This is a genomic window from Desulfovibrio mangrovi (assembly GCF_026230175.1).
In the GTDB taxonomy this organism is placed as follows: Bacteria; Desulfobacterota; Desulfovibrionia; order Desulfovibrionales; family Desulfovibrionaceae; genus Halodesulfovibrio; species Halodesulfovibrio mangrovi.
In genome coordinates, this window is the sequence record NZ_CP104208.1 from 243,790 (window position 1) to 259,255 (window position 15,466).

At 52.8% G+C, this 15,466-nt stretch carries 11 protein-coding genes; 8 read left to right on the forward strand and 3 right to left on the reverse strand.

Annotated features, from left to right (window positions below):
- Positions 1-89: 89 nt before the first annotated feature.
- From N1030_RS01045 to N1030_RS01065, 5 genes are all read left to right on the forward strand, one after another.
- Complete coding sequence (locus N1030_RS01045; RefSeq protein WP_265827127.1) at positions 90-1,661, forward strand: ABC transporter substrate-binding protein; 1,572 nt, start codon at positions 90-92, stop codon at positions 1,659-1,661.
- A gap of 192 nt (positions 1,662-1,853) precedes the next feature.
- Positions 1,854-2,828: an ABC transporter permease gene (locus N1030_RS01050; protein WP_265827128.1), complete on the forward strand. Its 975-nt coding sequence runs from the start codon at positions 1,854-1,856 to the stop codon at positions 2,826-2,828.
- A 19-nt stretch (positions 2,829-2,847) separates the two neighbouring features.
- Positions 2,848-3,765, forward strand: a complete 918-nt coding sequence (locus N1030_RS01055) for an ABC transporter permease (RefSeq protein WP_265827129.1) — start codon at positions 2,848-2,850, stop codon at positions 3,763-3,765.
- Positions 3,762-4,727 carry an ABC transporter ATP-binding protein gene (locus N1030_RS01060; protein ID WP_265827130.1) on the forward strand — a complete coding sequence of 322 codons (966 nt, stop codon included), beginning with the start codon at positions 3,762-3,764 and terminating at the stop codon, positions 4,725-4,727. Before N1030_RS01055 ends, N1030_RS01060 begins: the two co-directional genes overlap by 4 nt.
- A gap of 23 nt (positions 4,728-4,750) precedes the next feature.
- A complete protein-coding gene (locus N1030_RS01065; RefSeq protein ID WP_265827132.1) occupies positions 4,751-5,758 on the forward strand; it encodes an ABC transporter ATP-binding protein in 1,008 nt (335 codons plus the stop codon).
- A 117-nt stretch (positions 5,759-5,875) separates the two neighbouring features.
- On the opposite strand, the gene N1030_RS01070 is transcribed toward N1030_RS01065, so the two are convergent.
- Positions 5,876-6,274 (reverse strand): HIT family protein, encoded by a 399-nt coding sequence (locus tag N1030_RS01070; RefSeq protein WP_265827133.1) that lies wholly within the window; start codon positions 6,272-6,274, stop codon positions 5,876-5,878.
- A 228-nt stretch (positions 6,275-6,502) separates the two neighbouring features.
- Here N1030_RS01070 and N1030_RS01075 point away from each other — a divergent pair, with 228 nt between their 5' ends.
- On the forward strand, positions 6,503-7,825 hold the full coding sequence (locus tag N1030_RS01075; protein ID WP_265827135.1) for a DUF697 domain-containing protein: 1,323 nt from the start codon (positions 6,503-6,505) through the stop codon (positions 7,823-7,825).
- Positions 7,826-8,574: 749 nt separating this feature from the next.
- On the forward strand, positions 8,575-9,468 hold the full coding sequence (locus N1030_RS01080; protein ID WP_265827136.1) for a universal stress protein: 894 nt from the start codon (positions 8,575-8,577) through the stop codon (positions 9,466-9,468).
- Positions 9,469-10,829: 1,361 nt separating this feature from the next.
- Here the strand turns inward: N1030_RS01080 and N1030_RS01085 are convergent.
- Complete coding sequence (locus N1030_RS01085; RefSeq protein ID WP_265827137.1) at positions 10,830-12,074, reverse strand: diguanylate cyclase domain-containing protein; 1,245 nt, start codon at positions 12,072-12,074, stop codon at positions 10,830-10,832.
- Positions 12,075-12,719: 645 nt separating this feature from the next.
- Between N1030_RS01085 and N1030_RS01090 the strand changes: the two genes are divergently transcribed.
- Entirely contained in the window at positions 12,720-13,196 is a 477-nt protein-coding gene (locus N1030_RS01090) for a PilZ domain-containing protein (protein WP_265827138.1), read from the forward strand.
- A 164-nt stretch (positions 13,197-13,360) separates the two neighbouring features.
- On the opposite strand, the gene N1030_RS01095 is transcribed toward N1030_RS01090, so the two are convergent.
- Positions 13,361-14,788: a sigma-54-dependent transcriptional regulator gene (locus N1030_RS01095; protein ID WP_265827139.1), complete on the reverse strand. Its 1,428-nt coding sequence runs from the start codon at positions 14,786-14,788 to the stop codon at positions 13,361-13,363.
- Positions 14,789-15,466: the final 678 nt, after the last annotated feature.

Genomic DNA, 15,466 nt, shown 5'->3' on the forward strand with positions numbered 1-15,466 from the left:
CTCAATCAATCAAAATTCCTTGAGAATCAAGCTGAAAAGAAGTAAAGGTGAGTATAGTTTGAGTGAAATCACTTAGCAAGGAGAGTCCCATGCGTAAAAAATTACTGGCTACGTTTATCGCCCTCGCGCTGATGCTCGTCGGTGTTTCCGGTGCATTTGCACAGACGTTGACTGTGGGTCTCAAGGGAGAACCTACCTCTCTTGATCCTCATTTCCACAACGTTCACGCCAACAACATGCAGGCAATCTGGCTGTTCGACAAGCTTATTCGCCAGGATTCCCGCCAGAAACTGGAACCCGGTCTGGCTGTTTCCTGGAAGCCCGTGAGCGATACCGTATGGGAATTCAAGCTGCGCGAAGGCGTAACCTTCCATGACGGTACCCCCTTCACCGCCGAGGACGTGAAGTTCACCATTGAACGTATTCCCAACGTCCCCAACAGCCCCTCTTCCTTTGCTTCCATGGTGTCTGCGGTAACCAAGATCGAGATCGTCGATCCGCTCACCATCCGTTTCCATACCGATGCTCCCGCGCCCCTGCTGCCCCGCAACTTTGCTGCATTCAACATTGTTTCCAAGAAGAATGCTGAAGGCGCATCCACCGCTGACTTCAACTCCGGCAAGGCCGCCATCGGTACCGGCCCTTACAAGCTGGTGGAATGGAAGCGCGGCGATAGCCTGACTTTTGCCCGTAACGAAAATTACTGGGGCGAAAAGCAGCCTTGGGATACCGTCGTCGTAAAGCCCATCAGCAATGACGGTACCCGCGTGGCCGCCCTCAAGGCCGGTGACGTGGATCTTATCGACTTTGTGCCTCCGGCAGACGTGAAGCACCTTGAAACCGACGCCAAGCTGCGTCTGGTCAAGTGTCCTTCCACCCGTCTCATCTACCTGCACCTTGACTCCAACCGCGACGAAACCCCCATGGTTACCGACAACGCCGGTAACGTCATCAAGAACCCCATGAAGGATGTTCGCGTACGCAAGGCCATTTCCAAGGCCATTAACCGCGAAGCCATCGTGGCACGCATCATGGAAGGCCTCGCTGTTCCCGCAGCCCAGATGGTTCCGGAAGGTTACGAAGGCACCAGCACCACGCTGAAGCCCGAAGCATTCGATCCCAAGGGCGCCAAGGCCCTGCTGGCGGAAGCCGGTTATCCCGAAGGCTTCAAGATCACCATTCATGGTCCCAACGACCGCTACGTGAACGATGCGGACATCACGCAGGCTGTTGCCCAGATGCTGAGCAAGGTGGGCATCAAGACCGAAGTGAATACCATGCCCAAGAGCGTGTACTTCTCCCGCGCTTCCGCGCTGGAATTCAGCCTCATGCTCATGGGTTGGGCAACGGATACCGGCGAACAGTCCAACTGCATCGGTTCCCTGCTGCACACCTATGACGAAGAGAAGGGCTTCGGTGCTTCCAACCGTGGTCGTTACTCCAACCCCGAAGTGGACAAGCTGCTTGAAGAAGCGCTGGTGACTGTTGATCCTGCCAAGCACAACGCGCTGATCATCAAGGCCACCGAAATCGGTCTCAACGATGTGGGTATCGTACCCATCCACTATCAGGTGAACGTGTGGGGCATGAAGAAGGGCCTGAACTACAACGGCCGTACTGACAGCTACACCCTGACCCGTGAAATCTCCGTCGTGAAATAACGGATGGTTACGTGAGGCGCTTCGCGGGTTTGCCGCAGCGCCTTATTTCGGCTATACAAACGAAGATACATGACCGGAGGGGCGTGCTCGTCGCGCCCCTTCGGACTGTCTTCTGTCCGGAGCTGTTGCAGTTTCCGATGCATCGGAACTGCAACATTGTTTTCTCGATCTAATTTCGGAGCGTCATCTTTTATGCTCGCCTTCCTCATTCGACGCATCTCGCAGAGCGCTGTCGTTCTGCTTGTCATGTCCGTGCTGGTTTTTGTGGGCGTGTTTTACATCGGCAACCCCATCGACATCCTCATTGCACCGGATGCGACCCCTGCCGAGTATGCACGTGCCGTCAAGGAACTGGGCTTGGACAAGCCGTTGTGGGAACAGTATTTCGTCTTTCTGAAGGGTGCCCTGCAAGGGGATTTCGGAAAGTCCTTCGTGTATAACGAACCGGCGTTGCAAGTGATTCTTGCTCGCCTGCCCGCCACGCTGGAACTGGCCTTCACGGCCATGTTCATGGCCGTTCTGGTAGGTATTCCGCTGGGCATGGTAGCAGGCATTCAGTCCGATAACTGGATTGGCCGCAACATCATGCGTTTTTCCATTCTCGGTTTCAGCCTGCCTACGTTCTGGGTGGGGCTGATGCTCATCATTCTGTTCTCCGTGCAACTGAACTGGCTGCCATCGGGCGGTCGTGGCGAAACCGTGGACATATTGGGCTTCCCCGTCAGTTTCCTGTCGTGGGAAGGCTTCTCGCACCTCATATTGCCCGCCATGAACCTTGCGCTGTTCAAGATGTCTCTGGCCATCCGCCTGAGCAGGGCAGGGGTGCAGGAAAATCTGCAGATGGACTACGTGAAGTTCGCCCGGGCCAAGGGCCTGAGCAATACCCGCATCATCGGCCTGCACGTCATGAAGAACATCATGATACCGGTTGTTACCGTGTTGGGTATGGAGCTTGGCAACCTCATCGCCTTTGCGGTGGTCACGGAAACCATCTTCGCGTGGCCCGGCATGGGCAAGCTGGTCATAGACTCCATCGGCGTGCTGGATCGTCCCATAATCGTGGCGTATCTGCTTATCACCGTGACGATGTTCATCATCATCAACCTCGTCGTGGACATTCTCTATTCGATTCTCGACCCCCGCGTCCGTCTGGGGCAAGAACGATAGTTCCGCACAGGACAGCCATATGACGAATACAAATACAGCTACCGCGGCAGGGACCGCGAAGGAAGAATCCCTCTTCCTGCTGGCGGTAAAGGAATACTTCGAGAGCCGCGTTGCGGCGCTGGGTCTGCTGGTGCTGATCGCCATTGTCGTTGTGGCGCTGGCAGCTCCCTACATTGCCCCGCAGAACCCGTACGACCTCATGTCCATCGACATCATGGACGGCAAGCTGGAGCCCGGGAAATCATCCTTTGACGGTTCCATCACCTACATTCTGGGCACGGATACGCAGGGCCGCGACATGTACAGCTCCATTCTGTACGGTCTGCGCATAAGCCTTGGCGTCGGCGTGCTCAGCACGGTCATCGCGCTGGTCATCGGGGCCGCCATAGGCCTGTGGTCGGCGTATCTCGGGGGCAAGACGGATGCGTTCATCATGCGCGTGGTGGACCTGCAGCTGAGTTTTCCGGCCATTCTGGTGGCGCTTATCCTGCTGGCCATTCTCGGCAAGGGCGTGGACAAGATCATCCTGTCGCTGGTTATCGTGCAGTGGGCCTATTATGCCCGCGCCATACGAAGCAACGTGATCGTAGAGCGCCGCAAGGAATATGTGGAGGCGGCCAAGTGCCTTGCCCTGCCGCAGCGGCGCATCATGTTCGGGCACGTGCTGCCCAACTGTACCCCCGAGCTTATCGTTATTTCCACGGTGAAGGTGGCGGGTGCCATTGCGCTGGAAGCGACGCTTTCCTTCCTCGGCCTCGGCATGCCCATCACCCAGCCTTCGCTGGGCCTGCTCATTTCCAACGGCTTCAAGTACATGCAGAGCGGGTATTACTGGATCAGCTTTTATCCCGGCGTGGCGCTGCTCATTCTCATCGTGAGCATCAACCTTGTCGGCGACAGGCTCCGCGACGTTCTGAATCCGAGGTTGAAGAAATGAGTACGCCCCTTCTTGAAATCAAGGACCTCAAGACCCATTTCTTCACCCGTGCCGGTGTGGCCAGGGCCGTGGACGGCGTATCGCTGACCGTGAACAAGGGTGAGGTTATCGGCATTGTAGGTGAATCCGGCAGCGGCAAGTCCGTCATGGGCTTTTCCATCATGGGCCTTGTCGATCCCCCCGGCAGGGTGGTGAGCGGCAGCATCCGCTTCAAGGGCCGCGAACTGCTGGAGCAGACGCCCAAGCAGTGGCGCAGCTTCCGCGGTTCCGAAGTGTCTATGATCTTTCAGGATCCCATGATGACCCTGAACCCCGTGCTGCGTATCGACACCCAGATGATCGAGGCTGTCCGCGCGCACGAGAATGTTTCCAAGGAAGAGGCGCGCAGGCGTTCCGTGGAAGCGCTGGCCATGGTGGGCATTCCCTCTCCGGAAGAACGCATCAAGGCATATCCGCATCAATTCTCTGGCGGCATGCGCCAGCGTGTGGCCATTGCCACTGGTCTGCTGAACCGTCCGGATCTGATTATCGCTGACGAGCCGACCACGGCCCTGGACGTGACCATTCAGAGCCAGATTCTTGCCGAGATGCAGCAGCTTTGCCGCAAGACCGGCATGGCCCTGATGTGGATCACCCATGACCTGACCGTCATCGCGGGCCTCGCGCATCGTGTGGCGGTTATGTATGCGGGGCGTATCATTGAGGAAGGCAAGGTGACCGAGGTGCTGGATAGTCCCCTGCACCCGTACACCGAAGGTCTGGTCGGTTCCGTGCCCAGCCGCAACCATCGCGGCGAGGCGCTGTATCAGATCCCGGGCATGACGCCGTCTCTCATCAACCTGCCGGAGGGCTGTGCCTTCCGTCTGCGTTGTCCCAAGGCAACAGACGCCTGTCTGCAGGAACCGCCGATGACGGAAGTTTCTGCAACGCGCCGTGTGCGCTGCTTCCATCCCAACTTATGAGCCTCTCGCAGGACAGACAGATTATGAGCGAATTGAAAACTCCCTATCTCCGCTGCGAGAATGTCAGCCGTGTTTTTACCAAGAAGCTGGATTTCGCTGGACGCATAGCCCGCTCCCTCGGCTCCAAGCTGCGGGAAGAGCGGGTTCAGGCTGTGGATTCCGTCAACCTTTCCGTTATGCAGGGCGAAGTGATCGGCCTTGTGGGCGAGTCCGGTTGCGGCAAGTCCACTCTCGGACGCATGCTTTGCGGCATTCTGCCCCGTAGCGGCGGAAGCATCTATTACAAGGGCACGGATGTAGATCAACTGCATGGCAAGGCGGCCAAGGAATATGCCGTGAACGTGCAGATGATCTTTCAGGACCCCTTTGCCTCGCTGAACCCCCGCATGCGGGTGCGCAAGATCATCGGGGAAGCACCGTTGTACCACGGTCTGACCACCTCCAAGGAGCTGGATGCCTATCTGGACGAGGTCATGCTGCGCTGCGGGCTGGACCCCAGCTACAAGAACCGTTATCCGCACCAGTTCTCCGGCGGTCAGCGCCAGCGCATAGGCATTGCCCGCGCCATGGCCGTGCAGCCGGAATGCCTTGTGTGCGACGAATCCGTTGCGGCGCTGGACGTGTCCATTCAGGCCCAGATTCTGAACCTGTTCATGCAACTGCGCCGCGAACTGAACCTGACCTGCGTTTTCATCAGCCATGACCTTGGCGTGGTGGAGCACATTTCAGACCGGATCGCGGTGATGTACCTCGGACGCATCGTGGAAATCGCACCGGTGGACGCGCTTTTTGATGATCCGTTCCATCCCTACACCAAGGCGCTGCTGAACGAAGTGCCCCGCCTTGACCGCCGTGGCGTGGACTTTACCCCGCTGGAGGGCGAAATCCCCTCGCCGCTGGACCCGCCGTCCGGCTGTCACTTCCATCCGCGTTGTCCGCAGGTGATGGACATCTGCAGGCGTGAGCGCCCCGAAGACGTGGAAATTGCCCCGGGCAGGCGCACCTGCTGCCACCTTGCGACGATGAAGTAAGGCAAGCCCGCATCTATAAGATAATAAAAGCCCCGCCGGAGATCTGGCGGGGCTTTTTGTATTTTTCTTGGGCAGTTCGGGGAAAGTGTTTTTCAAAGCTGTTGCGCAAGGGGAGGGCTAGTACCCTCGTTTCCCCGGAATAACCCCGCGCACGCCCCCGCGCGGATTCTCGCAATCGCCTTTCCGCCGCGGAATGAGATGGATGTGACAGTGAAAGACGGTCTGTCCGGCATCGAATCCATTGTTGATGCCGATATTGAAGCCTGTGACGGACGGGTCCTCCTGTTGAATAGCTTCCCTCAATTGGTGCAGCAGATAGTCCGCGTCTTTCTTTTCATCGGCTGTGAGCGAAAAATAGTCCGGAGCATGGCGCTTGGGAACGATGAGCAGGTGACCATCCGTTACCGGATACTTGTCGTGGAAGGCGAAGCAAGCTCCATGTTCGGCAACGGGTGAAGCGGAGGCGATGATCTTGCAGAATATACAATCTGCTGAATCGTCAGTAGGGGCTGGCATGAGAACTCCTTGCCGTATCGGGGGATTATTGTGTGTGGGCGATTCTGTTGGGTCTTTTTGTTTCATGAATTGGGGGGGCTGTAAATCGGCGAGGCAGCCTGCGTTACTGTGTCTGCGTTGCTCCCTTGTGTGTTTGGGGTATTTGACTTGTCCGCTATTCGTGAGCACTTATGAATCTGTTCCGCTGGTTGGCGGGCTCATAACGTACCGTCCCATAATGGAGAAGTCATGCGTTCAGTCATAAAACGGATTTGTATCACTGCAGGTGTTGTGCTGCTTTCCCTGTTTGGCGTCTATCTTTTGGGAGCCGTCTCCGTTCTGGCAGATCTGGTTGCACGTATTCATCCTGAGCTGGCCCCGTGGGCCGTATTTTTGTGCCTCGTGCTTATCGCATATGCCGTATGGCGGGCTGCGACACCTTTTTTCAGGCCGCATGCCCTGATGCTTTCTGCAACCCCTGACGAGGCGGAACTTGAGGCATATAAAAAGGAACTGCTGGGGCGTTTGCGTACGAATGACTTTCTGCGGGAGCAGGGCGTCTCGCTGGAAAGCGAAGAGGATGTGCAAAATGCTCTGGTGTTGCTGCAACTAAAGGCCAATGAAGATATCCGGAAGACGGCAAAGCAGGTTTTTACGGGCACCGCTGTCTCGCAGAACGGTAAGCTGGACTCTTTGATCGTGCTGACTCTGCTGGCACGGCTCATCTGGCGGATATCCGCGTTGTATAATCAGCGACCGGCACCTTCCGAACTGCTGTCATTATATTCCAATGTGGCTGTTACGTCCTTTCTTGCTGCCGGTATTGAAGATCTTGGGGGTGAAGAAGCCATGGGCAGCATCATCGGTCCTGCCGTGGCCTCATCTGCGTTAGGGGCACTGCCCGGCGCAGAAGCCGTTGCTACAGCGGTGACAGCTTCGCTGGTTGATGGTTCTGCAAATGCTTTGCTGACGCTTCGTACAGGTATTCTGGCACGGAATTATCTTTCGGGCTCACTGTCTGCGCATGGAGGCAACAGGCGAGCTGCAACGGCAGAGGCGCTTTCAATGCTGGCCGATATCTCCGGCGAAACCATCAAGGCAGTCCTTTCCAAAACAGGTCAGGCTGCTGCTCAGGTTTGCGGTAAAAAGATCGGTGATGCCGTCAGCGCAGGTGCGAGGACAGCACGAAAGGCGGCAGAAGGTGTTGTCGACGGTGTCGGCGGCGCGGCCCGCACTGTGGGCACTGGAGTAGGGGGCGCTGCAAAGGCTGTGGGGACCGGCGTTGGTGGTGCCGCTCGCGCGGTGGGGGCCGGTGTACGCTCTGCGATTGAAACCGCTGGAACCGGCGTGAATGAGGGAGCTTGTGTCATACGTAACGGCGCTGTGGGAGCCGCTGCTACCGTGGGGAACTCCGCCTCAGTCTTTGGTAAGTCTGTGGCAAAAGGAGCGCTCGGTTCTGCACGGAGTATCGGTAGCGGTGTAAAGGAAGGCGGCCGAGTTGCATCCGGCTTGTGGAGCCGTGCCGGAATTCAGTCATCGAAAATTTGGCGACGAATTAGACGTTCGCGGTAATGTCGGGATGCCATTTTTTAGGCAAATGCGTAGCTAGTCGTTGAGCGAATACAGGGCACGCAGCGCCCGAACTTCGGAGCACAGACGTGGCACAAAAGCGCACATGGCAAAAAAAGCGGGTTATCTGCACTCTGATTGATGCGGATAACCCGTTATTCTATTTCATGGTACCGAGGGCGAGACTCGGAGTTTTGGTTGGGTTAACTGTCTGTTGTAACAGTCTTTTCTTAGGGGGCGTTCGGTCTTTTCTCTAAAATTGATCGCTGAAATGGATTAACTGTGTGTCCATGTGTAAAGGTGTGGTGAATTGTTCTTGAATTTTCAGTAGATATACTCAGCTTTCTACACCAAAAATTGGGGAGGGTAGAGGGCTCGGAATGTAGAGATCGGTATCCATTCTCAGTTCTTGGACTGAGATAGATGCTCTCCGCTTAACATGTCAGATCATCACTGTTGTGGGTTTACAACCAATCGGTGGCATTGTCCTGCGCTTCTTCAACGTTTGAGAACAGAATTTACCCAAGTCAATCGGAACGGATAGTTATGTTATGTCGCTCTACATAGGCGTTCTGTTGAGAGGCGTTTATTTGCATAGATGGAAAGCTGATTCGTTTTGGCTACTGGGAGTTTTCAGCTTCGTGTACGAATGTTGCGCTGTGTCCCTATAAAATCAATTACCCAAGAGCAGGTGCGTGCTAGGGTTGGATTAACCAGTATCAGGTTTATCGAACAATAGCTGCGAGGTTGCCATGTTTAAGAAGATATTGCTTGCCATATCGCCCAGTGTCCAGACGCAGAGTGCGCCGAAGGCGGCGTTCGACATCGCCAGACGATGCGGCGCGGAGCTTGTCATCTTCCACTCGCACCCGCTGCCCAAGGATTCGTGGATCAACATGGCTGACCTGATATCGGAGGAGCAACTTGTATCGGCCATAGCCAAGCGCATTGAGGAGGTTTACGCCGACGATCTGAAAACCCTGCCGGGTTACTCCATCCGTGTTTCCACGCGCTCTGTCGCAGAGGAGGTTTCGCCGCTGGTCTGCAAGGAGAAGGTGGATCTCATCGTCATGGGGCACCACACCAGTGACGAACGGCGTAAAAAGAAAATGTGGGGCATGGTTGATACGCATGTTGAAAGGGTCTGCAACGAGGCGACATGTCCGGTGATGGTGGTGACCAACGAGGCTTCCAGCATCGCCGCGGGCGTAAAGCGCATAGCCGTGGCAACGGACTTTTCCACACCGTCCGAATACGCCCTGCGCTTTGCTGCTTGGCTCGCCGCAGAGTGCGGCGCTAAGCTGGACATCTTCCACGTGCTGGACGTGGGCCTCTGCTACCCCAATCCGGAATACTATCAACAGGACATGGAAGTATTCGTAGCCAAGGCCAAGAAAAAGATGGAGCAGAAGTACGCCCGGTTCCTGAACGGGCTTGAATATGAGTTCCAAGCGTGGGAAGGTGCTCCGTTCGTGGAAGTGCTTAAGTTCGCCCGGTGGAACAAGTCCGACTTGCTCGTCATGGCGCACCACTCGTCCATCAAGGACTCCCATAGGGCACTCATCGGCTCCACCGTGATTCAGGTGGCACTCTCTCCGGGGTGTCCGGCGATCATCGTGAACTATCACCCCAAGGTCTGCATGTAACAGGCTGCCGACAAGTCCACGTTCTCAAAAAAACAACGGGCGCGGAAACCGGAAAACTCCGGCTCTGCGCCCTTTTTCGTATACACAAACGAACAGAAAGCAGGCCTCACCCGTGACCGCAGCTTCAAGTTGATGCTGTAAACTAAAAAACACTTGTCGAAGTTGGTTGTTCCGATAACATTTTAAAATAGTTGCCTAATTAATGAAAATTGAATTCCTGGTCCCTGGGGGGGTACTCTTCTTATGATGCATGGCGCTTCTGAGCTGCGCCAACGTCACCTTACCACTTTGAGCGAGTTTGTGAGTTTCTGTGATTATTGATCCTCGACAGGTTGGTTGATGGCAGTTTCTCCACGATTCCTTTGGAATGGTTATTTCAAATTCAACATGCTTCATGGCTTCCTCGACGAGGAAGTGAACCCGATGTTGTTTGTAGTAATCCTCTGGAATCGGGCTTTTCCCGAGCTGCTTGTGTCCGTATCGCTTGTCGATTTTTTGAGGAAGGGGAATAGGCGCTCTTCACCTGCGGATTTCATCTCTGACACATAGCTTTCGAAGCCCAAGGTCGTATGTACGTAATTGTGGACAGGGACTTTCCGCTTTGCCGTTGGGGTTTTGATACGTTTGTCTTCGTCGTCAGCGTTGATGTCTCGCCGTTTATGGACCGTACGGGAATATCCTCAAGGATGAGCTTGAGATGGTTGAAGCGGCGGGGGGGATCTTCAACATCACGTCCCGTCCATTATCCCGTCTGATTTTGAACCTGCAGTACCGATCAATGAGTTCGAACAGAGTGATTTCAGTTTCCGGCTGGAAGGCTGGTTGGGGGAGCGGGGCCGTTGGTTCCTTCATCTCATAGCGTTCCAGAATCGGTATTTCGAAGTCGTAGTCATCTTCGGAGCGTTCGAACAAACCACACCGACTCCGGCTATGCTTACTCTTTGACTTTGGGCCGCATAAAAAGAGGCAGGCACCAAGTGTGGAGGTGCCTGCCGTGGAAACGGTGGTCTGGGTCTGCCTGACCTACCGCATGAGGTATGCTGCAGATAACCGAAGTGCGAACAGGTGGCACAAGTGCTGTCCTGTTTCGGGATCGCGGTCTCCAGTCGGGGGGTGCAACATATCTCAATACCGTGTTTCTCCGCTGTGTGCGGGTAACGGAATAAGTGGGGTATGAAATAAAGATGCCTATGTTGTGTATATTGTTTTGTTTCAATGGGTTGGGTTTTGTTCTTGGGGAGACTTAGAGTGGTTTTTGCAAAAAGTCCGGTTTCTGTAGAGTAGGCAACTGGCCTGAAACGGTATCCCAAAGTTGTAAGGTTGTTGTGGAGACTTAGTGTCATGCTAGAAGAAAATTTTGTTCAGCGTTTTTGACGTTTTTCCAGATACATGTTTTTATCTGCAGATGCTATGAGTGATTCTGTGTTTGTACCATCTTGTGGAAAGAATGCGTATCCAATGCTGAATTCCAAGTTTATGCTAATTCCATGGATTCTTAATGGGTTGTAGAGGGAGTTTTTAATTTTTTCAATTACTGTTGAAACATCATGATCTGTTTTTACGCCATTTAAAATTATTGTGAACTCATCGCCAGCAAGTCGTCCTACAGTGTCGCACGCACGAAGATGTGTCGATACTATGCTGGAAAAGTGTCTGAGAACCTCGTCTCCAACATGGTGCCCATAGTTGTCATTTATCGTCTTGAAGTGATCAAGGTCTGCAAAAAGTAGTGCGAAGCTTTCTTTCGTTCTGCTGCAGCGGTTGATTTCTCCGGAAAGTTTTTCAGTAAAAAGTAGGCGGTTTGGGAGTCCGGTTAGGGCGTCGAAATACGCGAGCTTGCGTAAACGTGTTTCGGCGAGAGTCATCTCCGTTGTGTCCTGAATAGTCAGAATATAGCCTCGCAATTCATCGCCATCCCATACTCCAGAGATGGAGAGCTTTAAGTGAGAGTGTATCTCGTTATTTGGGCCATATAGTCTGATTTCGGGGTTTTGGGTTTTACTCAGGGTGTGGAGTTGGTTTTCAATGCCCGCTAGTGTTGGGAGTCTCTCGGCTACCACATTGATTGTGGCGTTTTCGATGTCGAACTCTGTGGTGTTAAGTATGTCCAGTGCTGCCTGATTGAAAGAATGGATGGTAAGCGATGTGGTGAATCCCAGAATACCTATCTTTAATGGCTGGTCCAGGAAATTGCATGAAGCTGGAAGTGTTGATGATTCATCGTTCGCGGCCTCTGGCGGCGTGTGTGACAAAGGCAATTGCTGTTTAATGTGAAGGCCGAGGGCATTTTCCAGCTGTTGCTTGGATATGACAGTCAGTGCCCCGGAATCAAGGGCGTAAAAAGCGAGTTTGGAACTGTCAAATTTTGTGAGGGCTGTGTGCGCATGATCTGATGATCTGAATAACGGTAGATCGGTCTCCGTCACAGATCGGACTGTCATATCCCATAAATTCTTCTGCTGTTGTATGGAGTTGGAAATTGCTGTCCGTGTGACAACGCCTAGCGCTCTTCCTTCTTCATTCACGGTTAGAAAGTGGATATTGTCGTGACTTAGCGCTTCTAGTGCATTTAGGCATGATGCAGAAGCGGGAATTGGCTGTTGCATGCGAACTGTTGTGCCTAGAATATTGCCGAGGCTGGTTCGTTTTAGCTGGACGAGGGTATTAAGGCGAATGGTACATAGAGAACGCAAAGCGCCTGTTGGAAAGTTGATGATAATGTTGTCTACCGATTCAAGCAGCTGTTCTGCGAGTAGGTCGATGACGCGAGCGGACGATGGATACATTATGAACCGCGAGGAAATCAGTTGGTTAAGCTGAGTTGCATCTATGCGGAGACTATTCTCTGAAATCTGCCGTATCAGGCCGGGTGCGTTCAAGATTCCGGATGGTACGTCTTCGCGCATTGCAACGACACAGGCCGTAGGTTCCTGTTTAAAGGCTTTGACGACATCTGTGGTCGGGGCATTCATGGGCAATGCAATGCAGGGAGAGCTAGATAGCTCTGCTAGTGTGGTATAGAAAGAGTAGTTGGTCATTGTTTTGGGTTAACGTTGTTTCGTCTTGAAAAACCGGAAATCTTCACCATGAACAGTTTGTTAAATAGGCGGTTGCCAATTTTTCCTTTTGAAATGAATGTGCGGAGGTGGCTGGCATAGATATGGCAAGAACCTGGCATGCAAATGTTAAGCCGTTTTTGCTTGTGACTGATTGTTGGTCATTGTCTGTAATGGTTTTGATGGGGGGGCTTGGTGAAATCTAGTATTACAGTCTGCTTTGAGCTGCCTGAGGCTTTGTACAAGGCGTTGAATGCGCTTGCAGTTGAAAAAGGAATTGTTCCTGAGGGGGTGTATGTAGAGGCGTTGCAAGCATACTTTAGGGAGAATGTTGCTCGAAAGTCTACTGAGCGAAGACGCCATCAGCGCGTGCAGGTCGGGGCCAAAGCTGTTGCCAAGGTGGTGGGAAAGGAGGCCGGTTCCCTTGTGGTAACCGGGCGCATTCTCGATGTTTCCCTAGGGGGACTTAGGCTGGAATGTTCAGAGCTTGAGTCTTTGCTTGGCGAGGGGGACATGCTTGAAGTGGTTTTCAGCATTCCCGGCATTGATATGCCAGTTTACTTTACCTGTAAGGTGTGCAGCGTGCTTCGTGGTGATCTTCCCGAATTGGGGTGCTCGTTTGTCGGGGCTGCCGGGGGGAGCCTGAATCTGCTGAAAGGGTATATTGGCTAGTGTGTTGCTGTGGTTGGCGCGTAACGACCTTGCTCTCTTTTCTATCTAATTGATGACGGCCTAGCAGGGCAGGGGGCTTCAACGTGCCGCCACGATAAGAAACCCCTCGCCGTTCGGCGAGGGGTTGTCAGCCGTCCGAAGTCGCCCTTAAGGCGGCTTTTGTTTTAACTCTTCAAGCTGAATCCATGTTTTTGCAGCAGTTCGTATAGTCTGGCACGAGAAAGGCCGGATGTTTCGCAGGCAAGCGTAATGTCCTGTTTGCAGCGTTGGAGTAGTTCGTACAGATATTCAGCTTCCATCTGTTCAATAATGGTCTTGCGGACTTGCTTCATCGACGGGAACTCATCCCCTCTCAGGACGCATTCGGGTATAGCGATGTCTGTGTTAAGTGCACTTGCAACATTTCCTTGTTCCTTGACAAGTTTCATTGCGTAATGCGCACGGATTTCACGAGGAAGGTGGTGGGGGTGGAGTGTGTTGGAGTCAAATGAGTTGGTTATGGCATGGTTGATGGCGTTTATCAGGTCTCGTACGTTACCTGGCCAGGTGTAGTGTTCCAGCTGTTGAACAAATTCACGTGCGAATCGTTTTGGGGCTATGCTCTGTTCTGCACTTAGCACTTCGTTAAAGTGGCGAGCTAAAGGTTCTATATCCTCAGGGCGTTGTCTGAGGGGAGGGAGCTCGATGGTATTTGTCCGTAACCGATAGTATAGATCTCTTCTAAAACGTCCCTCTTCAACCATTCTGCGTAGGTCGCAGTTTGTTGCGGCAATGAGGCGGAAGTTGCTCTTGATTTCACGCACAGATTTGAGCGGTCTGAAAGAGTGCTCCTGAAGGACTCGTAAAAATGATTTCTGGATTGAAAGATCCAGGTCGCCAACTTCATCCAGAAATATGGTGCCACCATCTGCTTGTTTGAAAAGGCCTTCACTGGCGTCTTTGGCGTCTGTGAAAGCTCCTTTCTCATGGCCGAAGAGAATGCTCTCCGTCAGGGTTGTTGGCAGGTTGGTGCAATCTACAACAATGAAAGGCTTATCTGCTCTTGTGCTGTTGTCGTGAATGGCTTTTGCGAAGAGTTCCTTGCCTGTTCCGGTTTCACCGGAAAGAAGCACGTTGCCTTGTGAGCGTGCGACTACACATAGTCGGTTAAGTGCTTGTTCCATCTTCGGGCTGGATCCAATGATTGGGCCGCGATCAATTGCTGACTGCTGCAGGAGCGTACGCTTAGCATCCCTGTGTTTCAGGCAGCGTGTTACTACTTGTTCCAGTGTGGCAAAATTGATGGGTTTGACAAGATAGTCCCATGCTCCGGAATGAATGGCGGTGGAAGCGCTGTCGCTGTCGCCGTTGGCGGTAATGACAACAACATCTGGCGTGCCCGGTGATTTTGTTATTTTGTCAAGATGGGCAAGCGCATTGCCTTCGGGCAGGTGGACATCCATAAAAACAATATCTGTCTGTTGGGCTTGCAGCTTCCTGAGTCCGTCTTTGAGAGAGTGGGTTGGCGTGCAAGGATATCCCATGCGGTTCAACATGGAGCCGAAAGCAAGGCAAAATTCTTTGCGATCATCAATAAGTATAATCTTGGTCATGGCTAAATCGAGATGAATGGACAGATTGATTCCTCAAGCCTTTTCTAGAGAAGAAAAGGTCCCCCCCTTAATAAAAACTTCCATGCTGCAATGTTCCCCAGCATTGCATTCAGCTCTCTCGTTGTAAGCCCGTTGGTCTGGTGAGAATCTTGGCTAGTCCCCATCACCCGATATCTGGTTGCAACGTTAGAGCTGTGGAAGTTCGGAATTAATGAATTCCACATCGATGTATGTCAAATATGAATGGAAATGTGAAGGTGTATTTTGTGAATTATAATATATATTTTTTTTTGTAAGGAAGGCAGTTGATAGGATCTGTAATTTGTCTGGAAAAACCAGATTCTCTTGAGGAGCGATGTAGTGGTGTGCTTGAATAGAATTTTTTGCGTAGCATTGCCCTTGTTGTGCTGTGTCGTGGATGTCATGTGGTAATGAATAAATGAATGGGTGATTCTAGTCTTTGTTTTCCGGATAATAAAGTGAGTGGCGGCGGTTATGTCTTTGAAAGTTCAAATATTGTGGATGGATGGAGTTGTGCTTGGAGGTTGGCATGACTTTTTCATATGGCGTTTGGTTAAGCGAATAAAGCTCAAGTGTTTTCGTGGGCGAAGCTAAACGGAGTTGTTGTATAAACAATGAATTGGCTTTGAAGCTGAAGCAAATCGCTGCTGAGCTGGG

Bases quoted from the DNA above. Each gene is read 5' to 3' on its own strand.
- N1030_RS01070 (WP_265827133.1), bottom strand. From the start codon at position 6,274: ATGCCAGCCCCTACTGACGATTCAGCAGATTGTATATTCTGCAAGATC.
- N1030_RS01065 (WP_265827132.1), top strand. From the start codon at position 4,751: ATGAGCGAATTGAAAACTCCCTATCTCCGCTGCGAGAATGTCAGCCGT.
- N1030_RS01075 (WP_265827135.1), top strand. From the start codon at position 6,503: ATGCGTTCAGTCATAAAACGGATTTGTATCACTGCAGGTGTTGTGCTG.
- N1030_RS01045 (WP_265827127.1), top strand. From the start codon at position 90: ATGCGTAAAAAATTACTGGCTACGTTTATCGCCCTCGCGCTGATGCTC.
- N1030_RS01050 (WP_265827128.1), top strand. From the start codon at position 1,854: ATGCTCGCCTTCCTCATTCGACGCATCTCGCAGAGCGCTGTCGTTCTG.
- N1030_RS01080 (WP_265827136.1), top strand. From the start codon at position 8,575: ATGTTTAAGAAGATATTGCTTGCCATATCGCCCAGTGTCCAGACGCAG.
- N1030_RS01095 (WP_265827139.1), bottom strand. From the start codon at position 14,788: ATGACCAAGATTATACTTATTGATGATCGCAAAGAATTTTGCCTTGCT.
- N1030_RS01085 (WP_265827137.1), bottom strand. From the start codon at position 12,074: ATGCAACAGCCAATTCCCGCTTCTGCATCATGCCTAAATGCACTAGAA.
- N1030_RS01055 (WP_265827129.1), top strand. From the start codon at position 2,848: ATGACGAATACAAATACAGCTACCGCGGCAGGGACCGCGAAGGAAGAA.
- N1030_RS01060 (WP_265827130.1), top strand. From the start codon at position 3,762: ATGAGTACGCCCCTTCTTGAAATCAAGGACCTCAAGACCCATTTCTTC.